Origin of the sequence: Anaerostipes amylophilus (assembly GCF_025567365.1) — a bacterium.
Classification (GTDB): domain Bacteria; phylum Bacillota; class Clostridia; order Lachnospirales; family Lachnospiraceae; genus Anaerostipes; species Anaerostipes amylophilus.
Map to the genome: position 1 here is coordinate 47,297 of NZ_JAOQJG010000002.1, position 25,209 is coordinate 72,505.

Annotated in this window: 26 protein-coding genes; 21 read left to right on the forward strand and 5 right to left on the reverse strand. The window is 36.8% G+C overall.

All coding sequences use genetic code 11. The features are described from left to right. Nucleotides 1-43 precede the first annotated feature (43 nt). Complete coding sequence (locus OCV53_RS02735; RefSeq protein WP_022374883.1) at nt 44-1,639, forward strand: peptide chain release factor 3; 1,596 nt, start codon at nt 44-46, stop codon at nt 1,637-1,639. A gap of 134 nt (nt 1,640-1,773) precedes the next feature. Continuing rightward, the gene (locus OCV53_RS02740) at nt 1,774-2,484 is read left to right on the forward strand and encodes a CpsB/CapC family capsule biosynthesis tyrosine phosphatase (RefSeq protein WP_055196494.1); all 711 of its coding nucleotides are present in this window, start codon (nt 1,774-1,776) and stop codon (nt 2,482-2,484) included. A 242-nt stretch (nt 2,485-2,726) separates the two neighbouring features. On the opposite strand, the gene OCV53_RS02745 is transcribed toward OCV53_RS02740, so the two are convergent. Beyond that, nucleotides 2,727-3,899 carry an IS256 family transposase gene (locus tag OCV53_RS02745; RefSeq protein ID WP_172674545.1) on the reverse strand — a complete coding sequence of 391 codons (1,173 nt, stop codon included), beginning with the start codon at nt 3,897-3,899 and terminating at the stop codon, nt 2,727-2,729. A gap of 21 nt (nt 3,900-3,920) precedes the next feature. On the opposite strand from OCV53_RS02745, the gene OCV53_RS02750 reads away from it, so the two are divergent. The 7 genes from OCV53_RS02750 (at nt 3,921) to rplT (ending at nt 9,040) form a co-directional block, all read left to right on the forward strand. Then, a complete protein-coding gene (locus OCV53_RS02750) occupies nt 3,921-4,676 on the forward strand; it encodes a YveK family protein (protein WP_252196740.1) in 756 nt (251 codons plus the stop codon). Nucleotides 4,677-4,680: 4 nt separating this feature from the next. Next, a complete protein-coding gene (locus OCV53_RS02755; RefSeq protein ID WP_055196496.1) occupies nt 4,681-5,388 on the forward strand; it encodes a CpsD/CapB family tyrosine-protein kinase in 708 nt (235 codons plus the stop codon). A 26-nt stretch (nt 5,389-5,414) separates the two neighbouring features. After that, nucleotides 5,415-6,587, forward strand: a complete 1,173-nt coding sequence (locus tag OCV53_RS02760) for an Ig-like domain-containing protein (protein WP_055196497.1) — start codon at nt 5,415-5,417, stop codon at nt 6,585-6,587. 125 nt (nt 6,588-6,712) lie between these two features. Then, the gene (locus OCV53_RS02765; RefSeq protein ID WP_055196498.1) at nt 6,713-7,657 is read left to right on the forward strand and encodes an Ig-like domain-containing protein; all 945 of its coding nucleotides are present in this window, start codon (nt 6,713-6,715) and stop codon (nt 7,655-7,657) included. 245 nt (nt 7,658-7,902) lie between these two features. Further along, nucleotides 7,903-8,400, forward strand: coding sequence for a translation initiation factor IF-3 (gene infC / locus OCV53_RS02770; RefSeq protein ID WP_055196499.1), 498 nt, complete (start codon nt 7,903-7,905; stop codon nt 8,398-8,400). A 56-nt stretch (nt 8,401-8,456) separates the two neighbouring features. Beyond that, entirely contained in the window at nt 8,457-8,654 is a 198-nt protein-coding gene (rpmI, locus tag OCV53_RS02775; RefSeq protein WP_008393260.1) for a 50S ribosomal protein L35, read from the forward strand. A 29-nt stretch (nt 8,655-8,683) separates the two neighbouring features. Beyond that, nucleotides 8,684-9,040, forward strand: a complete 357-nt coding sequence (rplT, locus tag OCV53_RS02780; protein WP_008393261.1) for a 50S ribosomal protein L20 — start codon at nt 8,684-8,686, stop codon at nt 9,038-9,040. Nucleotides 9,041-9,157: 117 nt separating this feature from the next. Here rplT and OCV53_RS02785 read toward each other — a convergent pair whose 3' ends face one another. After that, nucleotides 9,158-9,874: a LytR/AlgR family response regulator transcription factor gene (locus tag OCV53_RS02785; protein ID WP_055196500.1), complete on the reverse strand. Its 717-nt coding sequence runs from the start codon at nt 9,872-9,874 to the stop codon at nt 9,158-9,160. Nucleotides 9,875-10,054: 180 nt separating this feature from the next. On the opposite strand from OCV53_RS02785, the gene OCV53_RS02790 reads away from it, so the two are divergent. The 3 genes from OCV53_RS02790 to OCV53_RS02800 all read left to right on the forward strand — a co-directional run bounded on the left by OCV53_RS02790 (nt 10,055) and on the right by OCV53_RS02800 (nt 12,874). After that, nucleotides 10,055-10,900 carry a purine-nucleoside phosphorylase gene (locus tag OCV53_RS02790; protein WP_055196501.1) on the forward strand — a complete coding sequence of 282 codons (846 nt, stop codon included), beginning with the start codon at nt 10,055-10,057 and terminating at the stop codon, nt 10,898-10,900. A gap of 5 nt (nt 10,901-10,905) precedes the next feature. Beyond that, on the forward strand, nt 10,906-12,183 hold the full coding sequence (locus OCV53_RS02795; RefSeq protein ID WP_055196502.1) for an amidohydrolase family protein: 1,278 nt from the start codon (nt 10,906-10,908) through the stop codon (nt 12,181-12,183). Nucleotides 12,184-12,526: 343 nt separating this feature from the next. Further along, nucleotides 12,527-12,874 carry a helix-turn-helix domain-containing protein gene (locus OCV53_RS02800; RefSeq protein ID WP_022374114.1) on the forward strand — a complete coding sequence of 116 codons (348 nt, stop codon included), beginning with the start codon at nt 12,527-12,529 and terminating at the stop codon, nt 12,872-12,874. 64 nt (nt 12,875-12,938) lie between these two features. Here OCV53_RS02800 and OCV53_RS02805 read toward each other — a convergent pair whose 3' ends face one another. The 3 genes from OCV53_RS02805 to OCV53_RS02815 all read right to left on the reverse strand — a co-directional run bounded on the left by OCV53_RS02805 (nt 12,939) and on the right by OCV53_RS02815 (nt 14,842). Continuing rightward, nucleotides 12,939-13,793 carry a phosphoenolpyruvate carboxykinase (ATP) gene (locus OCV53_RS02805; RefSeq protein ID WP_022374113.1) on the reverse strand — a complete coding sequence of 285 codons (855 nt, stop codon included), beginning with the start codon at nt 13,791-13,793 and terminating at the stop codon, nt 12,939-12,941. Nucleotides 13,794-13,870: 77 nt separating this feature from the next. Continuing rightward, a complete protein-coding gene (locus tag OCV53_RS02810; RefSeq protein WP_055196503.1) occupies nt 13,871-14,326 on the reverse strand; it encodes a hypothetical protein in 456 nt (151 codons plus the stop codon). A 219-nt stretch (nt 14,327-14,545) separates the two neighbouring features. Then, entirely contained in the window at nt 14,546-14,842 is a 297-nt protein-coding gene (locus tag OCV53_RS02815; protein ID WP_022374999.1) for a hypothetical protein, read from the reverse strand. Between the two features lie 259 nt (nt 14,843-15,101). Between OCV53_RS02815 and OCV53_RS02820 the strand changes: the two genes are divergently transcribed. The 9 genes from OCV53_RS02820 (at nt 15,102) to OCV53_RS02860 (ending at nt 25,094) form a co-directional block, all read left to right on the forward strand. Continuing rightward, complete coding sequence (locus OCV53_RS02820; protein ID WP_055196504.1) at nt 15,102-16,214, forward strand: radical SAM protein; 1,113 nt, start codon at nt 15,102-15,104, stop codon at nt 16,212-16,214. Further along, nucleotides 16,208-18,004 (forward strand): ABC transporter ATP-binding protein, encoded by a 1,797-nt coding sequence (locus OCV53_RS02825; protein ID WP_055196505.1) that lies wholly within the window; start codon nt 16,208-16,210, stop codon nt 18,002-18,004. The genes OCV53_RS02820 and OCV53_RS02825 overlap by 7 nt, the downstream gene beginning before the upstream one ends. Before the next feature lie 98 nt (nt 18,005-18,102). After that, complete coding sequence (gene srtB, locus OCV53_RS02830; RefSeq protein WP_055196506.1) at nt 18,103-18,894, forward strand: class B sortase; 792 nt, start codon at nt 18,103-18,105, stop codon at nt 18,892-18,894. After that, nucleotides 18,875-20,056 (forward strand): LCP family protein, encoded by a 1,182-nt coding sequence (locus OCV53_RS02835; RefSeq protein WP_055196507.1) that lies wholly within the window; start codon nt 18,875-18,877, stop codon nt 20,054-20,056. Before srtB ends, OCV53_RS02835 begins: the two co-directional genes overlap by 20 nt. Nucleotides 20,057-20,083: 27 nt before the next feature. Continuing rightward, on the forward strand, nt 20,084-20,404 hold the full coding sequence (locus OCV53_RS02840) for a hypothetical protein (RefSeq protein WP_022375004.1): 321 nt from the start codon (nt 20,084-20,086) through the stop codon (nt 20,402-20,404). Between the two features lie 70 nt (nt 20,405-20,474). Continuing rightward, nucleotides 20,475-21,206 (forward strand): tyrosine-protein phosphatase, encoded by a 732-nt coding sequence (locus tag OCV53_RS02845; protein WP_055196508.1) that lies wholly within the window; start codon nt 20,475-20,477, stop codon nt 21,204-21,206. Nucleotides 21,207-21,229: 23 nt separating this feature from the next. Continuing rightward, on the forward strand, nt 21,230-22,087 hold the full coding sequence (locus tag OCV53_RS02850; RefSeq protein WP_055196509.1) for an immunoglobulin-like domain-containing protein: 858 nt from the start codon (nt 21,230-21,232) through the stop codon (nt 22,085-22,087). 15 nt (nt 22,088-22,102) lie between these two features. Continuing rightward, nucleotides 22,103-23,683, forward strand: a complete 1,581-nt coding sequence (locus OCV53_RS02855) for a polysaccharide biosynthesis tyrosine autokinase (RefSeq protein WP_055196510.1) — start codon at nt 22,103-22,105, stop codon at nt 23,681-23,683. After that, the gene (locus OCV53_RS02860; RefSeq protein ID WP_055196511.1) at nt 23,676-25,094 is read left to right on the forward strand and encodes a tyrosine-protein kinase domain-containing protein; all 1,419 of its coding nucleotides are present in this window, start codon (nt 23,676-23,678) and stop codon (nt 25,092-25,094) included. The genes OCV53_RS02855 and OCV53_RS02860 overlap by 8 nt, the downstream gene beginning before the upstream one ends. Nucleotides 25,095-25,209: the final 115 nt, after the last annotated feature.

Below are 25,209 nucleotides of genomic sequence, written 5' to 3' on the forward strand. Positions count from 1 at the left end.
AAGTAAAATGATAGATAGAAAGAATAGAAAAGAGGAAAAAACTATGGCAAACAGCATTGAGCAGGAAATTGGCCGCAGAAGAACCTTTGCGATCATCTCCCATCCGGATGCAGGTAAGACAACGCTGACAGAGAAATTCCTTTTATATGGAGGAGCGATTAATACAGCAGGGTCAGTTAAAGGAAAAGCAAACTCAAAACATGCAGTATCTGACTGGATGGAGATTGAGAAAGAGAGAGGTATCTCTGTAACATCTTCTGTATTACAGTTTGAATATGAAGGAAAATGTATTAATATCCTTGATACACCAGGACATGAGGACTTCTCAGAAGATACTTACCGTACATTAATGGCAGCAGACTGTGCCGTCATGGTAATTGATGCATCAAAGGGTGTTGAACCACAGACAATTAAGTTATTTAAAGTATGTGTCATGAGACATATCCCAATCTTTACATTTATCAATAAGATGGACCGTGAAGCCAAAGATACATTTGACCTGTTAGATGATATCGAGAAAGTTTTAGGAATCGAAACATGTCCGATCAACTGGCCGATCGGATGCGGTAAGGAATTCAAAGGTGTATACGAACGTGCATCAAGAAATATCTTAAGATTCGAGGCAGTATCCACAGGTGGAGCAAAAGAAGCAAAAGAAACAATTATTTCTGCTGACGATGATAATGCGGCAGACTTAATCGGAGAAGATTTCTATGATAACCTTATGGAAGAGATTGAACTATTAGATGGCGCAGCAGCAGAATTAGATATGGACAAAGTACATCAGGGAAAATTATCACCAGTATTTTTCGGATCAGCTCTTACAAACTTTGGTGTAGAACCATTCTTAGAGCATTTCTTAAAGATGACAAACAGACCGCTTGCAAGAACATCTAAAGGAGAAGAAGTAGATCCTGTGAAAAATGGATTCTCAGCATTTGTCTTTAAGATTCAGGCGAACATGAACAAAAACCACCGAGACAGAATCGCATTTATGAGAATCTGCTCTGGAAAATTCGAAGCAAACATGGAAGTAAAACATGTACAGAGCAAGAAAAAAATGAGATTATCCCAGCCACAGCAGATCATGGCACAGGAACGTAAGATCGTTGATGAAGCTTATGCGGGAGATATCATCGGTGTATTTGACCCAGGAATCTTCTCTATCGGAGACACTGTCTGCCTTCCAAAAGATGACTTTGAATACGAAGGAATTCCAACATTCGCACCAGAGCATTTTGCAAGAGTTATTCAGTTAGATTCCATGAAAAGAAAACAGTTTGTTAAAGGTGTCGAACAGATCGCACAGGAAGGAGCTATTCAGATCTTCCAGGAACACGAGGCAGGATTTGCAGAGATCATCGTAGGAGTTGTAGGAACACTGCAGTTTGATGTATTAAAATATCGTCTGGAAAATGAATATAACTGTGAGATCCGTTTAGAACCGCTTCCATATCAGGCAATCCGCTGGATCAAAGACCGCGATACAGATATGAACAAGCTTCGTGGTGTATCTGAAGTGAAGAAAGTAAAAGATATGAGAGGAAATCCATTATTACTGTTTAAAAATGAATGGGGAATTCAGTTTGTATTAGACAGAAATGAAGGACTAGAGCTTGTTGAATTCAGCAAAGAATAAACCGGATAATTGTATTATTTTTAGAAAAGCAAAAAGATTGTAACTTAAGTAAAAGAATGATATATTATACTAGAGTAGTTCTTAAGATAGAAAGAATACTCTGATATTATGCCAACATTAGAAAAGAGATTGTTATGGGAATGATAGATATTCATACACACATATTATACGGGGTTGATGACGGGGCTAAGACGCTCAGTGATTCAATGGAACTTCTGGATGAAGAACGTGAACAAGGTGTGGATACAGTGATAATGACTTCTCATTACGGACCGAAGTTTGGATATCCGGACAAAGAGATAATAATGGAACATTTTGAAGAGATTTCCAAGAAAGCAGAGAAGTATTATCCAGAGATAGAGTTATATCTTGGAAGTGAATTATATTATCAGGAAAGTACGATCTCAGATTTAGACAGTGGTAAAGCATTGACGATGAATGGAACACGATATGTTTTAGTAGAATTTGGAGTGAACGATCCTTATACATACATATATCGTGCGATCCAGAGCTTCGGATATGCAGGCTACATTCCGATCATAGCACATGCAGAACGTTATGAAGCAGTGTTCCGCCATATCAACAGGATTGAAGAACTAGTTAGTCTTGGAGCATATATTCAGATTAACGCAGAAAGTCTGATCGGGGGAATCTTTGACAAACGTTCATCTTTTTGTAAGAAGCTTACAAAAGAAGGACTGATACATTTTTTAGGAAGTGACTGCCATGATTTTAGAAACCGCAGACCGAATATGAAGAAAGCGGCAGAGGTAGTTCTTAAGAAGAATGCACAACAGATTCTTGAAACAAATCCAAGGAATATGTTGGAGGGGAAAAGTATCTAAGGAAAGGGAAGCAATATCTATGTATGAATTAGAAAATGACGATGAAATTGATTTAAGGGAGTTATTTCTTGCATTAAAGAAAAAAATGAGACTGTTTCAAGTTTTGTGTAAACACAAAAAACTGATATAAGATTAATCAATAGTTATGAGGGTTATGAGTCAAATTTTGACTCATAGCCCTTATCTGCATTATACAAAAGATTTTAGGCATGTCAAATAAACCTGTCTAAAAACACAGATTTTTAATACATATATTTTTCTAATCGTTCTTCAAAAAATATATCTAATTGTGCACGGATCTGGCTCCAGTCTCTTCTGCGACCAGTCCATTTTTTTGTGATGTCCATCGTTGCCAAATAAAGCATTTTTAATAAGCTGTCATCAGTTGGAAATACAGTTTTGCTTTTTGTCACTTTTCGCAACTGACGATTGAATCCTTCGATGGCATTTGTTGTATAAATAAGTTTTCTAACCTGTTCTGGATATTTAAAATAAGTAGCCAGTGTTGCCCAGCGTTCGCTCCATGATTTATAGATTTTTGGATATTTTGAGTTCCACTTTTCTCCGAAATCTTCAAGATTTTCTAAAGCGATNTCAGCCATTACTTTTCGATTGTCTTTATAAGATACATATCTTGTGGTATTTCGTATCTGATGAATGATGCACTGTTGTATCTCTGTCTGTGGAAATACAGCTTCGATTGCCTGTGGAAATCCTGTCAGTCCATCCACACATGTGATCAGAATATCTTCAACGCCACGATTTTTCAGCCCATTGATGATAGAAAGCCAAAATTTAGCACTTTCATTATCACCCACATACATTCCAAGGACTTCTTTTTTACCATCCATGTTGACCCCAAGAGCGATATAAACAGCACGTTTTACAATTCGGCCTTCACTTCGCACATGATAGTGGATTGCATCCATATAAACAACTGCATAGACTTCTTCCAAAGGTCTTTCCTGCCATTCTTTTACGATCGGAAGGATCTTATCTGTAATCCTGCTGATCGTACTGTCTGATATATCAATGTCGTAGAGTTCTTTCATGTGAGATTCAATATCTCCGGTCGTCATGCCTTTTGCATACATGGAGAGAATCTTTTCCTCCATGTCCTGGGTAACAGTATTCTGATATTTTTTGATTAATCTGGGTTCATATTCGCCATTACGATCACGAGGAACAGCGATTTCCATATCCCCATAACTGGTATGCATGGTTTTCCCAGAATGACCATTGCGACTGTTATTGGTATCTTTATTACGATAATCATATCTGGAATAGCCTAGTTCCTCATTAAGTTCTTCATCCAGAGCACCTTCAAGGATCACTGACATCATATCACGCATGATTGCATTAACATCTGTTCCATTTTTTACACTGATATCATTGTCCTTTAAATATCCTTGCATTAATTGTCTTAATGCTGCTTTTTGTGGTGTGTCTCCTTTTCTTCTTCCCATAAAAAAACCTCCAAACTGAGTAATATTATCTTACATCAGTTTGAAGGTTTACACAAACTTTGGGATACTCCCAAAAAAATTGTCTGGATTCTGCTTACAACGATCGTGTTTGCAGGAGCAGCAGGACTCATTACCAAATTTGCAATGACACCAGTTTATTCTTCCAGTGCACAGCTTTATGTTATGTCTAAGAGTGGAATTTCACAGTTAACAGACTTAACAATGGGAACACAGCTTACACAGGATTATATGGTAATTGTTAAGACAAGACCAGTGCTTGAACAGGTGATCAATGATCTGAAACTTGATATGGATTACAAAGAATTAAGCGAAAAGATCACAGTTGAGAATCCAACAGATACACGAATCATGCAGATCACAGTATCTGATAATGATCCAGAACTTGCGAAGAACATCACACAGGATCTTGCAGAAGTAACATCAAAGACAGTTGCAGAGAAGATGGATGTGAAATCACCAACGATCATTGAGAATGCTTATAAGTCAGAACAGCCAGACAGCCCAAGTCTCAAGAAGAATGTAGCGATCGGAGCGATTCTTGGATTTATTCTGATGGCAGCAGCAATTGTGATCCAGTATCTGATGAATGATACAATCCTTAAGGAAGATGATATTGAGAAATATCTTGGAATCAATACTTTAGCGCAGTTACCATTAGTGAAAGGTACATCAAAGCGTACAAAGAAAGTAAAGAGGGCGAGGTAGTACAATGAAGAAAGTAACAATGAATCTGCCAGAGGTCAAAGACTATCGTCTGACAGAAGGATTAAATCAATTAAAGACAAATCTTGCATTTTGCGGAAAAGACATCAAAGTTATTATTATAACAAGCAGTGTGCCAAACGAAGGAAAGAGTTCAGTTGCATTTGATCTTTCCAAGACGATGGCAGAAGGCGGTAAGAAGATTCTGATGGTTGATGCAGACCTTAGAAAGTCCGTGCTGGCTGCGAAGTATCATATTCAGGGAATTGATAAAGGATTAAGTCATTACCTGACAGGACAGGCAGAAATCGAAGATATCATCTATGAGACAGAGACAGAAGGATTTTATCTGTCCGTTGCCGGACCATTATCACCAGATCCAACAAGTCTTCTTGATTCTGATCAGTTTCAGAAATTTATTGACAAAGTAAGAGAAGATTACGACTATGTGATCATTGATGCCCCTCCTCTTGGAGTAGTGATCGATGCAGTGATCATTGGCAAATACTGTGATGGTGCAGTTCTTGTGATCGAGCAGGGAGTTATCAAACGTAAAGTAGTACAAGATGTCATCAAGCAGCTTAAGAGGGGCGAGGTGCGTATCCTTGGGGCTGTATTAAATAAAGTTGATGAACGTATCGGAGCGTATGGAGCTTATGATTATAAATATTCATATTCATACTATGGTGATTCTGATGCGGAAGACAGACATTAAAATACTTAATAAGGAGGAATGTAAGTATGAGTAACAAAATGATCAAGAAAGCAGCAGCTTGTACATTATCAGCAGTTATGGCTTTCGGACTTGTTGCAGTTACAGATGCACCAAAGACAACAAATGTAAGTGCTGCAACAAAAAAAGTTAAGAAACTTTCTTTCAAAAAGAAAGGCTATGTAATGAAGAGTGCAGGACGTTGGATGAACGTAAGAATCCGTCTGATCTTTTCACCAAAAAGCTCTAAAACTAAGAATCTGACTTACAAAACAAGCAACAAAAAGATTGCGACAGTTTCTAAAACAGGTATCTTAAGAACAAAGAAAAAAGGTACAGTGACAATCACAGCAATTGCTAAGAATAATAAGAAAGCAAAAGCTACAATGACACTGACTGTTGGTAAAGTTGTAAAAACTCTGAAGTTCAAAGAAGGAACAAAGAAAACAGTAACAGCTGGAAGCAAGTTTACACTTCACCCAACATACAAACCAAAAGATGCTGCAACAAAGGCAGTAACATGGAAATCAAGCAATACTAAGGTTGCAACAGTATCATCTAAAGGTAAAGTAACAACAAAGAAAGATGGTACAGTAACAATCACAGCAACAGCAAAAGACGCTGGTAAGAAGAAAGCTACTTTTAAAGTAACTGTTAAGAAAAAAGCAGTAACACCAGCAAAACCTACAACTGAAACATTAATACCAGTTGCTACAGGTAATGGAAAAGTTAAATTAAGCGGAATCGATCCAAAGGCATCACAGTATGTTTTAAAATACAAAGATAACAGTGTAACTATTTCAGCAAAAGAAGCAAAAGAAGCATTAGGATATCTTGATAATCCAGAATCTGGTTACCAAGCTTGGGTAAATACATCATATCGTGAAAAAGGATTTGTATCAGTATCAGGTAAAGGTAATACAAAAACTGTAACATTGACTGCAAATACAAAATACGCTGGTAAATACGAAGTAACTGTAACAGAAGTAAGTGTTGGAAAAGAATATAAAGTTCATGCAAAAAGAGTAACTACTGGTGGAACACGTGATATTACAGTAACAGTTAGTAATGGAGTAGTAACAGCTAAGAATGATAAAACTGGTGTTGAATATACAGCTCAGAAAGAAAATGGTAAATATTCTATCGAATTACCAGAATCCATTGGAAACAATGTAACAATCATTCAGACAGTTGCAAAATAATAAATATCATTTTAAATGATAATTAAAGGAATTCTGGAGGAGATCCTTCTCTGGAATTCCTGTTTTGTTATAATTTAATCTTACAAACCAAACATATAGTAAAGAATCAAAGGAAGAGCGTATCAATGAAGAAAAAGATTACAGCATTTATAATGTCTGTATGCCTGGTTGCTGCTATGATCGCAGATCCAGTTCAGGCAGCTTCTAAAAAGGCATATATTAAAACAGGAGTCAGCAGCAAAGTAACTGTATTATGTGGCAAGACTGTTAATTTAAAAGCAAAGACAGTAAACAAAAAGAAGAAGATCACATATAAAAGTTCAAAGAAATCAGTTGCAACCGTAAGTTCCAAAGGAATCGTCAAAGGGAAAAAATACGGAACAGCAGTGATCACACTCAGAGCAAGTGGAATGAGTGCAAAAAAAGTGAAAGTCTATGTAAGAAAACCAGTGACTTCTATTAAATTAACTTCAAAATCATCTCTGAAACTTGGAAAAGGAAAGACATCACAGATCAAGACAAAAGTATATCCAGGTGAAAAGCAGATGGTAAATGCGAAATTGTATTACAAAAGCAGTAATACAAAGGTTGCAACCGTAAGTTCCACTGGAAAGATCACAGCAAAAAGTGGAGGATATGCAAAGATTACAGTTTCCACAAGCAAGAGTGCAGGAAAAGTATGCACAAAATATGTAGATGTATTTATTTATGATGGATTTAACGATGTCTGTATGGAAACATCAGGAAACAAAACAATTTATACATTTAATCCATCATGGAAATCTGTAACGATCAAATTTACAAGTAATGGGAAAACATATTCTTTTAAAACAAGTGATCTAGGCAGCGATGTGAAACAAGCTTTTAATACACTGACATCTTTTGCAGGATTTAAGATCACAAAATATGGCGTAAAAGTAATGAAAGATGCGAACAAAGGAAAAAATATTGTTAATTTCCGAATTGTAAAAACAGGTGAAAATTATGATGTTTTAGTAGATAATACAAGATATCAGTTAACATTCTATAAAAAGATTAAAGGAAAAGTCTCATTTACAGTAGAAAAATAAAAAAACACAAAAATCACTTGACAATTAAAAATAAAGCATGATATAATATCAAAAGTTGCGAAAGAGCAACCAAAACAACAAAGAAGAGTATCCACTCTCACCTTAGCACATAAGATAGTAGAAGAAGTGACTTGGGTTAATATTTAAGAATATGATATTTCGTGATCATGCTTGAATTTTATGTGGATAGTCTTATAACTATCCACTTTTTTAATTATCATGGAGGTGTAATTATCAGCGAATTAATGATTAACGGACAGATCAGAGATAAAGAAGTACGTCTGATCGCGAATGATGGCGAACAGCTTGGAATTATGTCCGCAAGGGAAGCACAGAAGTTAGCAGATGAAGCAGGATTAGATCTTGTCAAGATCTCACCAAAGGCCAAACCACCGGTTTGTAAGATTATCGACTACGGTAAGTACAAATACGAGCAGACAAGAAAAGAAAAGCTGGCGAAGAAGAAACAGAAAGTCATCGATGTGAAAGAAGTCCGCATGTCACCAAACATTGACACAAACGACTTAAACACAAAGATTAATCATGCAAAGAAATTCCTTTCCAAGGGTGCAAGAGTGAAAGTCACACTTCGATTCAGAGGAAGAGAACTTGCCCATGTAAACGCAAGCAAGTATATCTTAGATGACTTCGCGAAAGCATTAGAAGATGTAGCCACCATCGATAAGAAACCTAAATTTGAAGGAAGAAGCATGACAATGTTTTTAGCTCCAAAGAACAACTAGGAGTTTAAGATATTCAAATATGAGTAGATACAAGCAGGATTAAGGAGGAAATAACCATGCCAAAAATGAAGACATGTAGAGCAGCTGCAAAAAGATTTAAAAAGACAGGAACAGGAAAATTAAAAAGAAATAAGGCATACAAGAGCCATATCTTAACAAAGAAATCTCCTAAGAGAAAGAGAAATTTAAGAAAAGCTGCAATGACAGATGCAACAAACGAAAAGAACATGAAGAAGATTTTACCATATCTGTAAGATGGATCGTTAAGGAGGAAATGTAAGCAATGGCAAGAATCAAAGGCGGAATGAACGCAAAGAAAAAACACAATAGAGTATTAAAACTGGCTAAAGGATATAGAGGTGCCAGATCTAAACAGTATAGAGTAGCAAAACAGTCTGTAATGAGAGCTTTAACAAGTTCTTACGCAGGAAGAAAACAGAGAAAACGTCAGTTCAGACAGTTATGGATCGCACGTATCAACGCTGCTACAAGAATGAACGGACTTTCTTACAGCAAATTCATGCACGGATTAAAATTAGCTGGTGTTGACATCAACAGAAAAATGTTATCTGAGATGGCTATCAGCGAACCAGAAGCATTCAAAGCTTTAGTAGACGTTGCAAAAGAAAAATTAGCTTAATTCATAGAATTAACATTGTAAAAACATCTTGATTTTAAAACGATGGTTGTCAGTCTGAATGGACAGATGACCATCGTATTTTTTTTAGGAATTTTTCTGAGATACGAGCATTCATTCTCATTTCTCCTCAAGTTTCAAAAAATGATATTGAATATACTGTTCGCGTATCTGTTTACGTCCTTTCGTTTTGATTGGAAAACACTTGGAGTCGGTCATTTCAAAATAATCAGCTTCCATTGCCTTGATATAATCCATATTCAGTAGGATTCCACGATTACACTGTAGAAATCTCGGGTCATCAAGATTCTGTGTAATGGAATAAAATGGAAGACGAAATGATTGACTGTCGATAGTAGTATGTATGATCACGTCATGGTTATTTGAATAAATATACTGAATCTTAGACAATGGAAAATGAACATTAATATTTCGATATTCAAAAGATAGTTCATTTTTACTTTGAGGAAGAATCTGTCTCGCATCATTCAAAACATGAAAAATCTGTTTATATTCAAAAGGTTTCAATATATAATCAAAAAAATGAAGTGGTGCAGCCTCGAAAATATGATCAGGACTCATCGTCAGAAAGACGATCAGTACTTTGAGATCAGACTGTCGTATCTTGCGTACAATATCAATGCCATTTAGGTTTTTTAGGAAAATATCCATAAAGATAAGATCATAATTACCAGATTTGTAAGCATTCAGGAAAGAATCTCCGTCTGAAAAACTTTGGATTTCAAGAGAAATCCCACTTTCTTTATGATAAGCATTTAAAGTATTTAAAATGATTTCCTGTTCAATTTCATTGTCATCGACAATTGCTAATTTCATATCATGTACTCCTTATTATAGGAAAATAAATTAATATCTTAAGTATAACTTGCAAGTTAAAGGAAAGCAAGCAGTGAGAAAATAATATTTATAAATAAGTACCACTAGAAAGTATATTTCAAACTTCATGAAAATATGGCATAATAAGAGAAAAAAGATGTTTCAGAAAGGAGATAAGCCATGAATGAAATATATGATAAAGTAAAAAAATGCTACAACCAAGTGAGAGAAAAAACAGATTTCAAACCGCAGATCGCAATGATCTTAGGATCAGGACTTGGAGATTACGCAGAAACGATCGAGATTAAGGAGATCATTGATTATCACGAGATTGATGGTTTCCCGATTTCAACAGTACAGGGACATAAAGGACGTTTTGTATTAGGATATATTGAAAGTGTTCCAGTTATGATCATGGAAGGTCGTGTTCATTACTATGAAGGATATTCCATGAGCGATGTAGTTCTTCCAGTACGTTTGATGAGGATGATGGGAGCAGAAATTTTATTTTTAACCAATGCATCAGGAGGAATTAATATAGAATTTCATGCAGGAGATTTCATGTTGATCACAGATCAGATAGCAAGTTTTGTTCCATCTCCTTTAAATGGAGTCAATATAGAAGAATTTGGAGAACGTTTTCCAGATATGAGTCACATTTATGATGAAGATCTACAGGATATGATCAGGCAGAGTGCAGATCACCTGATGATCGATCTGAAAGAAGGCGTCTATATCCAGCTTGCAGGACCGAATTTTGAATCACCAGCTGAGATACAGATGTGTAAAGTGATCGGTGCAGATGCAGTCGGAATGAGTACAGCATGTGAAGCGATCGCAGCAAACCATATGAAGATGAAGATCTGTGGAATTTCCTGTATTTCAAATCCAGCAGCAGGGATCAGTGAGAATCCGCTAAGTCATGAGAATGTACAAAAAATGGCAGATGAAGCTGCACCGAAATTCAAATTGCTTGTAACAGAAGCGGTGAAAAGAATGGGGAAATATTTAGAAACAACGAGGTAATCATAATGATAAGAATTTATCATGCAAGAATTCTGACGATGGAAGAAGATCAGGATATCTTTGATGGAGAAATCTGGATTTCAGGGACAAAGATACAATATGCAGGGCCAGAGAAGAAAGAAGAAGCAGCGAAAATAACATGGGATAGAGAAATTAATGCGAAAGGGAATCTGATCATGCCAGGATTTAAGAATGCACATACACATTCAGCAATGACATTTTTAAGATCCCATGCAGATGATATGCCGCTTTTATCATGGCTAAACGATCAGGTATTTCCATATGAAGCGAAACTCACACCAGAAGATATCTATCATTTATCCAAACTTGCAATCATGGAATATCTGACAAGCGGGATCACAGCGAATGCGGATATGTACCTGACACCAGATACGATGATCGAAGCATCCAGAGACTGCGGCTATCGAACGACAGTGATCGGAGCGGTTAACAATTTTACACAGTCAGTAGAACTTCTCGATGAATGGTATAAGAAATATCACAAAAAAGAGAATCTGATCAATTTCGAGTTAGGATTTCATGCAGAATATACAACAAAGAAAGAGATATTAGAAGGTATCGCAGATCTGGCAGAGAAATATAAAGCTCCTGTATATACACATAATTCAGAAAGTAAATCAGAAGTAGCACAATGTATTGAGCGGACAAAAGTGACACCAACAGTCTATATGGATCGACTTGGAATATTTAATTATGGAGGCGGTTTTTATCACTGTGTTCATATGACACAGAATGATCTCGATATTGTGAAAGAACACAATATATCCGTGATCACAAATCCAGCATCAAATCTGAAACTTGCAAGCGGAATTGCACCGATCGATCATATGTTAAAAGAAGGAATCAATCTTGCGATCGGAACAGATGGTCCAGCAAGCAATAATTGCCTTGATATGTTCCGCGAGATGTTCCTTGTCACAGCACTTGCCAAATACAGAGAGAATGATGCCAGTGCTGTTGATGCATTAGAAGTATTAAAAATGGCAACAATAGGCGGCGCAAAAGCAATGAATTTAACAGACTGTGATGTTTTGGCAGAAGGAAAAGAAGCAGATATTATTATGATTGACCTGAATCAGCCCAATATGCAGCCAATCCATAATATACAAAAGAATCTTGTATACAGTGGAAGCAAGCAAAATGTAAAACTGACCATGGTTGCAGGAAAGATCCTATATGAAAATGGTGAATTCTTTATAGGAACTGATGCATATAAAATTTACGAAAAGGCAAACGATATAGCCGAAAGAATTGTCAAGTAAGAATAAAAAAGAGCCGTATTCAGGCTCTTTTTTTTGTTGGAAATGGATGATATTTTTTCTTCCAGACATTTAACAGATGTTTGATCTTAAAAGCTTGGTATTTTTTATAGCCTTGAATCCCTAAAAAAGCTAATAAAAAAATAAGGAAATGAGTAACAATAAGTTTCATAATGCGATGCATAAAAACCTCCTAGAAATGAATCAATAGTGAAAGCACAAATAATTAACTTTATCATAACAAAAATAAGGCAAATAGTCCAATACAATAAAAACTATTGCTACGGACTATTATTTGCAAACTTGATTCATAATAAAATCAGAGTATATAAGGAGTGTGGGAATTATGACCATCGATTATAAAGCTCTGGGAGCAAAGATTAAGGAATATCGCAAAAAAGAAAATATAACACAGGAACAATTAGCAGAGATGGCAGATATCTCATTAAGCCATATGTCTAATATAGAAACAGCTTCAGCGAGCGTATCACTTCCAGCATTAAAATTGATCGCAGATGCATTGGATGTGACATTAGATGAACTTCTGATAGATAGCTACAGTAAAAAGCAGAAAGAGTATCTCTATAGCAGAAAGTTAGAATGTATTTTGGAACAATGCGAGACTGTGGAGCAGGAGATCATAGTTAATACAGCATCAGCATTAGCAGATAATTTAATGAAGAATCGAAAATAATAAGAGGAAGGTTTAAAAAGGTGTTAGATCACCTTATAAAAACCTTCCTTTTGTTATGTTATTACTATAGGACATCATGGATCAAAGATTCCAGAGTATCGACAGCATATTTTTCCATATTACAGTGATAATAAAATACAGGAACCTGTGCAGCAAGATCTTCCGCCATAGACCAGATCTTTTCTACAACAGAAGGATTCCACACATTGATCGTTAACTGGCTGATCAATTGTTTGACAGAATCAAAATATCGGCATCTCATACCACCATTTTCCGGAGCTTGTCCAAGAAAAACAATGGCTTTCACAGGAAAACTTTCATTATGACAGATTTCAGAAGAACCACAGATCGGCCATCCAAGAGACATCCAGCGATCACCTAACTTCTGAAGCAAAGTACGATCTCCATTGATCACTCTGGCACCACGATGTTTTACCCAGAGATCTGCATGTGTTGACTTTCCAATGCCACTTGGGCCACTAAATAAGATCACGCCATCATTGACTTGCAAAGCAGAACAATGCAGCACCATGGCATCATGGGCAAACATTCGCTTCTCCATAGCAAAAAGAGAAACAAACACGGTATCCGCTGAAAGCATGGAGAGAAACGAACGTTTAAAATAAGAATAGATCACACGTTCAGATTTTTCTTCATATACACCATAAGGTTCAGGAATTCCGACAAAATTCATGCGCCGGCTTTCAATATTCCCATTTTGAAATACCTGCAAATCATTTCGTGTAGTAATACATTCGCCCTGTGGTTCTGGAAGTTCATCAACGATTTTAATAAAATATTCAGTTTGTATATCTTCGGGAGAAGATGAGATTTCAAACTTTTTGAAATTCTCTGGGATATCCAGAGATTCGTCCATATGGACTCCGAAGATGAAATCTGCGATTTTGTATAGTTTCATAGAGAAACTCCTTTTTGCTTGCTATTATAAAAGCTGAAATCAAAATAAGAGATTATCTTGATTTCAGCTTATAAAATTTAAGAATGATTAGGACGACTAGAATCTAAAGGTGCTAATATACCATAATGATTCCAACGTCTGTCTACAAATGACTGTCCCCAATAATTGTTTTTTTTACTTTCTGTATGCCAATAAATTCCGTCTTTAGTATCAACAATGCCATTATTATTTCTATCATCCCAATAATCAAATCCACCATCAAGCCAGCCTTGATCTTTATTATATTCACCAACGCTTTTAACAACAGAACCATCATTAGTGATAACACGGTTAGCACTTGCGTCAGTACAAGTTCCAGATACGAAATCATGTTCATGAAAAACAGAACCTTTTTCGTCATATTTCCATTTGTTTCCTTTATCACCACTATTACCGAAACCAACACTGCAGGCAAGGCCGTAACAAGCAGCTACATATTCATTAGCAACAAAAGCTTCTTCATAAGCCATAAGCTTTTCATACATTCTTTTCATGGCAACTTCCCCTTAGTTGTTTTGAAGTTATCTATTCAATTATTTGAATCTGTTATTAATTTAAAATATTACAATTATATTATATAGGGGATACAGAATTAAGACAAGAAGAAATTTTATCAATTAACGGATTTTAGGATAATTAAACAAAAACTGTCGCAATTTATACGACAGTTTTTGTAAAATCTTATAAAAATTGTGTTATTAGTATTTACCGGATTAAGAATGATTTGGATGATGGTCGTCAATATTGGTGATATTCAGTCTTCCAATATGACTGTAAGTTCCAGAATGCTTATCTCCATCATAACCACATAATCCATGAAGTTTTCCTTGTGAGTCAGTCCAATATCCACTTTTATGACCATTGTAATCGTCAAATTTATCAGTTCGCCCATTCGTTCGCCCATTACCGGGATAAGCACACTGAATTATGCCAGTAATACAAGCGGATACATATTCATTAGCAACAAAAGCCTCTTCATAAGCCATAGGCATTTCATACATTCTTTTCATGGTCAATTCCCCCTTTAATAAAAATACAATTCAATTTTGGGTTAAAATATCTATAATTATGGGTAAGTGATTTCTTGATTTAAATTTAATATAAGGGGGATGGAAAGGGGGCAAGGCGTTTGAAATAAAAGGAAAGTTTTTGGCGTGATAGGCACAAAGGATCACTAGTCCATACTCAAATATAAGTCAAAATAAAACTTCCTTTTTCCATTCTCACATCATATAATAAAACAGAACACACAAGAAAGAAGGTGAGCCAATGTACGATTTAGGTAATATGGATTCAATGGAAAAAAGACTGATTCAAAAAGCATATATAAAACAAGCTCCGATCAATGGAAGTTTAGAGCTGTTACCACTTTGTAATATGAACTGCGACATGTGTTATGTTCGTTTATCCAAAGCAGAGATGGAACAAAAAGGCCGTTTAAGAACGAAAGAAGAATGGATTTCACTGGCTCATCAGATGAAAGATGCAGGTACATTATTTTTATTATTAACAGGCGGGGAACCATTGTTATTTCCAGAATTTAAAGAGCTTTACAAAGAACTTCAGAATATGGGAATGATTTTGACAATAAATTCAAATGGAACATTGATCAATGAGGAATGGGCGGATTTCTTTGCAAAGCATAAACCACGCAGAATCAATATTACATTATATGGGGCAGATGATCAGGCATATGGAAAGTTATGTCATTATCCAGCTGGTTTTCAAAAGACAGTAAATGCAATCAGGATGCTTAGAGATAGAGAAATCGATGTCAAAATTAATGGAAGTATTACATCAAAAAATGAGGAAGATATAAAAAAGATCTTAGATATTGCAAAACAATACGATGCAGCAGTAAACCTGGATACATACATGTATCCGGCAAGCAGGGAAAGAAATAAGCCGTTTGATGAACAAAGCCGTATGAATCCAAAGGATGCGGCAATGGCAAAAGTATTGATTTATAAATACCAGATGGGAGACATTGCGTTTGAAGAATATAGAAGAGCAATAATAAATACGATAGAACAATATATACCAGAAAACTATGGCTATGAACGGCATATTTCCTGTCTTGCAGGTAATTGCTCTTTTACAATTAATTGGCAGGGAATGATACGTCCATGTGTGATGCAAAGTATGCCACAGGTAAATGTATTCGATAAAGGATTTTTACAAGGATGGGAAACGATTTCAAATGAAACAAAAAAGATACTTATCAATGAAGCATGTGTATCATGCAGGTACCGTCCAATCTGCAACATCTGTGCAGTTGCAGCATTGCTTGAAACAGGAAACTATGATGGAATACCAGAATATATTTGTGAATATACAAAAGAATTTTATAGAATCATGAAAGAAGGTGCTCGTATATGTTAGATGATGAAAATCAGGATCAATCAAATCAGAAAATATCATTTGAATCTTTGGACATTCTGATCGGAAAATGGAAAGATGGAACATTTTCAGAGATCATTGATGACTGGAAATGGATTTTTTCATATAGCAAACGATATAAAGGCGCGATCGCATTTTACACGATTCTTGGTATTTTCAGCACATCAATGGGACTGGTAGGAAGTGTTGCCAGTAAATATATGATCGATATCATCACAGGTTATCAGATGAGCAAGCTTTGGATTATGATCGTGATCACACTTGGAAGCGCATTTTTCAGCATGACCATTGGAAATGTGATCGGTCGTATTTCAACAAAGTTAAGTATCTATATTAATAATGACATTCAGGCAGATATTTTTGATAAGATCATTGATGCGGACTGGATGGAGATCAGTCAGTACAGCAATGGAGATGTATTAAACCGATTTAACAGCGATGTCAGTACGATCAGTGGAAATGCGATCAGCTGGCTGCCAACGATCATTATTGCTGTTTATGATTTTATCGCAACATTTGTGGTTATTTGGCATTATGATAAGATCATGTCACTTTTAGCATTTGCAAGTGCACCTTTTATGCTCGTGATGTCTAAATTTCTGATCTCAAAGCAGAGAGAATATGGAAAGAAAGTCCGTGAAATGAGCAGTGATATGATGACGTTTGAAGTAGAAACATTTTATAATTTTGATACGATCAAATCATTTGGAATTTCTTCTCTATATGGAAAGAAGATGAGACAATGGCAGGAGAAATTTAAAGATATCAGTTTAAAATACAACATGTTCACGATCAAAACGAATATCTTAATGTCACTGGTTGGAATGGTCGTACAATATGCGGCATTTGGATATTGCCTGTTCCGATTGTGGACAAGAGATATCACTTATGGAACGATGACTTTGTTTTTGCAGCAGAGAAGCAGTTTAAATGGCGCATTTAACAATCTGGTATCAATTATTCCAAATTTTTTAAACAGCTCCATTTCAGCACACCGTATCAGAGAGCTTGCACAGCTTAAGAAAGAAGTACATATTCCAGAAAGTTCAGAGATGGACGATTATGTGGAAGATGGATTTGAAGTGAAGATGCGGGATGTAAACTTCTCTTATATCGAAGGAAACCGAGTTATCACAGATTCAGCATTTGTGGCAAAACCGGGAGAGATCGTGGCGCTGGTTGGTCCGTCTGGAGAGGGAAAGACAACGATGATCCGTTTGATCTTAGGTCTGATCCGACCGGAAAAGGGAGAAGCATATTTAAAAGCATCCAATGGAAAACAGGTGGAAATGAATGCCGATACTCGCCATTTATTTGCCTATGTACCACAGGGCAATACAATACTTTCTGGAACGATCGCTGAGAATCTAAGAATGGTAAAGCAGGATGCGACGGACGAAGAAATGATAGAAGCTTTGAAGATTTCCTGTGCGTGGGATTTTGTAAAGGAGATGGATGAAACGATCTATACAAAGATTGGAGAGAGAGGCCGCGGATTTTCAGAAGGACAGGCGCAGAGAATTGCGATCGCAAGAGCAGTCTTAAGAGATGCACCGGTATTATTACTGGATGAAGCGACATCGGCACTTGATGTAACAACAGAACGTAAGGTATTAAGAAATATCATACAACAGCGTCCGAACAAGACATGTATCGTGACAACTCACAGACCAAGCGTGTTAAATATGTGCCAGAGAGTCTACAGAGTTATGGAAACACAGGTCACAGAATTATCAGAAGAAGAATCAAGTAAGATGGCAATGGACTTTTAGGACAAAGGATGTCCGAATACGGAAGATTCGTTGACCGTATTTTCAAAAAAATGTATAATATACTTGATAGAATCTATGAAAAAGTAAGGGGGAAGATGATGAAGAAGAACGGATGGAAGATCATTCTGGCAATTGCAGTGTTAGTCTGTGTGGTCTGCCTTGGACGTTTTGGATGGATCAAGTACCAGAATCATAAGACAGAGCAGGCAAGGCAAGAGACATTAAAAGCCATTGCAAGCACTGAATTTACTGGAGAGAATGATGGGGACGAACCAGAGAAAGTTCCAGCGGGAGTTAAGCATGGACAGAAGATTGATTTTAAGAAACTGATCAAGATCAACAGTGATATTTATGCATGGATTTATGTACCGGGAACAAGAATTGACTATCCTGTGGCACTGAATCAGGAAGATGATACCCACTATTTAAAATATAACTTTAAGAATGAACCAGAGTTTGCAGGATGTATCTATACAGAGAAAGCAAACAAAAAGGATTTTACAGACCCTAATACTATTTTTTACGGACATAACATGAGAAATGGATCCATGTTCCAGAATCTTCACAAATTTGAGGATGAACAGTTCTTTAACAAACACAAAGAAGTATATGTATATACACCAAAGAAGACATATACATATACGATCTTTGCAGCTTACAAATTTGATGACAGACATTTATTAAAGACATTTAATTTTAAAAACAAAGCGAAGTTTGAGAATTATTTAAGAAATGTCAAGAATATCAGAGATATGGAAAGTCATATCAGAACAAAGCAGAAGGTTACAAGTAGCGACAAGATTATTACGCTGAGCACCTGCGTAGGAGGACAGCCACATAATCGTTATCTAGTACAGGCGGTGTTAACAGATGAAAGAAGTGCAGAATAAAGTAGATGAAGCAAAGAAACTCAATGACGAACTGAAGAAAGAGCTGGAAGGATATGATTCAGAGACAAAAGAAGAATTCCAAGGCTATGAAGTAAAGGAAGAGAAGCCGGAGAAGAAAAAGCAAAAGAAAAAGAAAACTCCGAAACAGATCGTAAAGAGAATTGTGATCGTGGCAGCGATCATCATACTACTTCCAACAGCGGTTATTTTAGGAATGTGGGCAATTGGGAAAAGTTCTCTTTTTGGCGGTAAAGTAGACATGTCGAAATCAGTGGATGGCGTAAAAGTCCAGAATAAGGGGGATTTGGTCATTTACAAAGGCCACAAATACCAGTATAATGAGAATATGACAAATATCTTATTTATGGGTGTAGACAAAGAGAATCTTGATTCCAAAGAAAGCAAGCTCAAGATGCGTGGAGCCGGGCAGGCTGACACCATATTTGTAGCAGCAGTTGATACCTCAACAGGCAAGGTTACACTTGTCAACGTTCCAAGAGATATTATGACTTACGTCAGATCATATGATAAGAACGGCAAATATGACGGGAAGAAACTTCGTCAGATCTGTCTGGCTTATGCATATGGGGATGGAAAGAAGAAGAGCTGTGAGAATGTAGCATATGCGGTATCACAAGTATTATACGGATTACCGATCCAGTCTTATATGTCCATTGACTTGTCAGCGATCAGCGTTTTGAATGATGCGGTTGGCGGGGTGAATGTTCAGGTGATCGGAGATCTGACTAGTGCAGATCCAGCTTTGAAGGAAGGAGCGAATGTCACACTGCTTGGTGGACAGGCAGAGACATATGTAAGATCCAGAGAATTTGAGCCATTGGATGCAAACTTGAAGCGTATGCAGAGACAGCAGCAGTATATTACATCTTATGCACAGAAAGCATTGCAGGAGATGAAGAATGACTTGACGTTACCACTAGATCTATTGAATCTTGTGTCTGACAATTCAGTAACGAATCTTTCAGCACCGAAGATCACATATCTGGTAACGAAAGTTTCAGGAAGCAGTTTTTCAGCTGATAATATTCAGAGTATCGAATGTAACATCAAAGAAGGTGAGACAGGATATGCGGAATATTATCCAGATGAGACGAAACTCTTTGAGATGATATTAAAGGTATTTTATAAACAGGTCAGCTAAGCTGAACTATTTAAGGGGGAACAGAATATGAAGAAGACAATCGTAATGTTAGCAACATTGATTATGAGTTTTGCTTTTGCAATATCTGTAATGGCAGCACCAAGTCCTGAGGACGAACACGATGATGATAATGGACCAACAACAACTTCACAGAAAAAAGAAACTCAGGAAAAGATTGATAAGAAAACAAAGATTACAGAAGATGAATTTGACAAAGACGGGGATAATGGAAGTTCTTCCTCTCCGAAGACTGGTGATCAGGGAGCACCGGTTACATTAGTATATGTATCACTGGCAGCTGCAGCATTAGCAGTATATGCAGCAAAACATGTACAAGAACAGAATTAATCACAATGTGCACCAAACAAAACCTCCGGTCGTAAAGAGACTGGGGGTTTTTCGAATATGAGGGTTGACTATGATAGATATACATACACACATTTTGCCAGGATTAGATGATGGTGCAAGAGATATGGACGATTCCCTCGAGATGGCAGTAATTGCAGTACAAAGCGGGGTTCATGCACTGGCGGCAACATCACATGCGAATACGGGAGGATTTTTCTCAGAATACAGCGTGGAAGGATATATGAAACGGCTTTCGGATTTCAGAAGAGAACTGGATAGAGAAGCTATTCCGCTAACAGTTTTATCAGGAATGGAGATTTTTATGACACATGAAGTTCCAGATATGATCAGGGAAGAAAGATTGTTGCCGCTCAATGAGACAGACTATTTCCTTATGGAATTCAGCTTTGGAATTGAGCAGGAAGAGATGGATGAACTGATAGATGGAGTGATGGAACTTGGAGTAACACCGATCATTGCACATCCAGAACGTTATCAATGTGTACAAGAATCGGCAAGGGGAATCTTTTACTGGATGGAACAAGGGTGTCTTACACAGATAAACAGAGGAAGTATCTTTGGAAGATTCGGAGAAAGAGCAAAGATATGTGCCGATCATTTATTGTCAAAAAGGATGGTTACCTGTATTGCAAGTGATGCACACAAACCATATGAACGGACAACATATATGGCAGATATAAAAGAATATATGGAAGATCATTATTCTTTTGAATATTCAAAGAAATTATTATATGATAATCCTAAGAAGATTTTTGAAGGAAAGAAGATCATACAAAAATAACAGAAGTTAGGAGACTTAGTGAGATGAAGAAATTAAAGATGGCAAGTTTTGTGATATTTTGTATATCACTGGCGGCGAGTTTGCTTTTTTGGTTTACACAAGTCAGAAAAGGGGACAGGATCGGACCGGTGATCACAATTGATCAAAAAGAACTTACAGTGGATCTGAATGCGACAGATAAGTATTTCTTAAAAGGTGTAAAAGCAATTGATGCAAACGACGGTGATGTGACATCTTCTGTTGTTGTAGAAAGTGTATCAAACTTCTTAAGCGGAGGGCGCCGTCTTGTCGTTCTGGCAGCAGTGGATAATCATAACAATGTTAGCAGAGCCAATCGCATTGTAAAATATGCGGGGTATACCTCTCCGACATTTGATCTGAAGAAGCCATTGTGTTTTGAGTCAGGAGGATCTGTAAAGAATGAGGATCTGTTGAAGAATCTGACAGTCAAAGACAAGATTGACGGAGATTTGTCAAATCAGGTAAAGATTCTAACGAATTCTGTAGTAGATCTTTATACACCAGGGGAATATCCGGTAAAACTACAGGTAAGCAACAGTGCAGGAGATACTGTATCATTTCAGGCAACGATACAAGTATATAATGGAACAGAGAGATCAGAGATTCCATTTATCCATTTGAAGAAATATCTCGTGTATACAAAGAAAGGACATAAATTAAATGCCAAATCTTATATTTCAAAAGTATGTATGGGCGGAGATTATGAATCAAATGTCGAAGGGGACGTTGATAATAAGAAAGTAAGCATTAAGGACGAAGTAGATTATAACAAAGCAGGTTCCTATGAGATCACATATTCTGTAAAGAGTGGGAAGAGCCGTACAGGTACCGTAAGACTGATCGTGATCGTTACAGAATAGGAGGCAGGATGAGATATGAGTAATGAAAAACATAATATATCGGTAAATGATTATGAAATGAATATAGATCTGTACAGCATTCTCAGAGATATCAGCAAATATATTGTAGTGATCCTGCTGTTAGCCGCATCTATGAGTCTGTTGGCTTATGTATATGTAGGAAGAAGTTATCACAAGCAATATGAATCAACCAGCACATTTATTGTCAGCAGCAAAGGAAGTAACAACAGTGTATATTCTGATCTGAGCACAACGACAGAGATGGCAACAAAATTTTCAGAAATCTTAAATAGCAGTATTTTACAGAAAAAAGTTGCCAAAGAGATGAATATGGATTATTTTCCAGGAACTGCTTCGGCAGAAGTTGTCAATGAAACAAACCTTCTTGTATTAAAGGTACAGGCAGATTCACCAGAGATGGCATTTAGTCTGAATAAAGCGATCATGAATAATTATTCCGTTGTCACGAATCGGCTGATCGGTACAGTTGTACTTGATGTATTACAGAATCCAACCGTCCCAAGCGGTCCGGTGAATGAATTTCAGCCAGCAGCATTGATGAAGAAAACATTTGTTATGACAATAGTAGCACTATGTGGGTTGATTGCGATCATTTCATTTTTGAAGGATACCGTGAGAAAACCCAAAGAAGTTTCTAAAAAACTGGACGGAACGTTGCTTCAGACACTTTATCATGAGAGACTTTACAAGTCATGGAAAGCACGAATCCACAGGAAAAAGAGTAGTGTATTGTTGACAAATCCAGGAACAAGTTTTCAATATGTGGAAGATATGAAGAAACTGGCGCGAAAAGTCAGTAGTAAGATGAAAGATAAGCAGGCGAAAACCCTTCTTGTAGCCAGTGTAGAAGAGAATGAAGGAAAATCAACTGTGGCAGCGAATCTGGCACTGGCACTTGCAGAAGAATCAGAGAAAGTGCTATTGATCGATGCAGATTTAAGAAAACCATCACAGTATAAGATTTTTGGACTTGCACCAGAAGAAGTACAGGAATTTGGTGAGGTGCTGAATGGAAATGAAAAGTCAGACCATTTGGTTCATGCACTGGCAAAGTCAGAGTTACTTTTGGTTACAGGAACTATGATCTACCCGAATTCTACAGAAATGATCGCATCGGATATGTTTTATAAGATTGTAGATTTCTTCAAAGAACGACTGGATTATGTGATCATTGACACACCTCCAATGTCACAGGCAGCAGATGCAGAAGAACTTGTAGATTATGCAGATGCATCAATCCTGGTAGTACGCCAGCATACAGCCCTTGTAAAAGATATCAATGAGGCAATCAGCATCCTGAATTCAGGAGAAGGAACGATGCTTGGATGTGTATATAATGATGTATTCCATGGAATCGCACAAACAGCAAGAAATTATGGATATCGTTATGCATATGGAAGTGGAAGCAGTTATGGTTACGGGTATGGCTACGGAAATAAATATGGTTATGGCGGTAAATATGGCTATGGTTACGGCTATGGAAGAAGTAGTAGACAAAGCAAGCAAGAAGAACAGAAGGAACAACATAACAAAGATTCAGTGACAGAACGGCAGGTGAAGAAAGAAGATGAGTAAAGATTATGCAGAACATAGAGAGAATAGGGAGAATCTGATCGATATTGCCGGACTATTTGATGATCTGGTAAAAGTAGCATTTCAGTTGAAATTTAAATTTCTGATCACGATCATAGTATGTGGTGTAATTTTCTGTGGATATAAAAGGTTTACATATTCTCCATATTATATTGCATCGTCAACATTTACGATCAGTTCTAGTATTTCATCAGAGAATTCTAATACCTATATAGAAAATGCAACAGCGAATCAGATGGCAAAGTCATTTCCATATATTTTGCAAAGCGGAGCGTTTAAACAGGTATTAGCCGAGGACCTTGGAATGCAGTCAGTTCCAGGAACAATTGAAGCGGAGGTTATGGAGAATACAAACTTATTTACATTAAAAGTTACAGAGAGTAGTCCAGAACTTGCTCAGAAAGTTTTAGAATCCGTTGTTAAGAATTATCCGTCAGTTGCAGAATTTGTTATCGGAAGTTCCCAGCTGACTTTGATGGATGAAAGCGGAGTTCCAACAGCACCTGCAAACCCATTTAGTTATAAGCATGAGCTGGAGATCGGTGCTGCAATAGGAATCCTTTTATGTGTATTTTTAGATGTACTTCTTGCACTGGGAAAGAATACAGTAAAGAAAGAAGAAGACTTCAAACGCTTATTCCATGTAGACAGTCTTGGAGTTCTGCCTCATGCGAAATTCCATAAGAAACGTACCCAGGTAGAAGAACTGATCGTTTTGGACAATCCAAGACTTCCAAGAAGTTTTTTGGAAGCGTCAAGAACCGTACGAAGAAGAATTGAACGTGCACAAAAAGAAACAGGCATGAAGTCATTTCTTGTAACAAGTGCGATGCCAGGAGAGGGAAAATCTACAGTATCAGCAAACATCGCGATATCTTTGGCTATGAAAGGATATAAAGTAATACTTGTTGATGCCGATTTAAGAAATCCATCAACAGCAAAAGTTCTTGGAATGCAAGAGCAGGAACTTGGAACATTACAGGTACTAAAAGGCGAAGTCAAGATTGAAGATGCGGTACAGCCATATAAAGATACAAGTGTTATGGTACTGGCAGGTTCATCACCAATTCAAGATACTTCTACTGTCCTAAGCGGTGAGAACATGAGACAGTTTATAAAAGAACTGGAAGCAAAAGCGGATTTTGTAGTGATTGATACACCACCAAGTGCCATGTTATCAGATGCAGCGATCGTTGCACAGTATGTGGATGGTGCAGTTTTTGTTATCCGACAGGATTATACAGAAGCAGATCGTATTCTTGAAGGTATGGAAATCCTTTCAAGTTCTGGAGCACAGATCACAGGATGTATTTTAAATGATGCAAATGTGAAAGGAAATAGTTCTCAACATTATAAGAATAGTTATCGGTTGAAGGGGGAAGTGAAAGTTTAATTTGGAGTTGGCCAACTGTAGAATTCGAGTATATGATAAAAAATAAATAAGTAACTGAACGCGATGCGGTGGAATTTGTTCAAAATATGGCAAAATTCCAATGCATCGCGTTCAG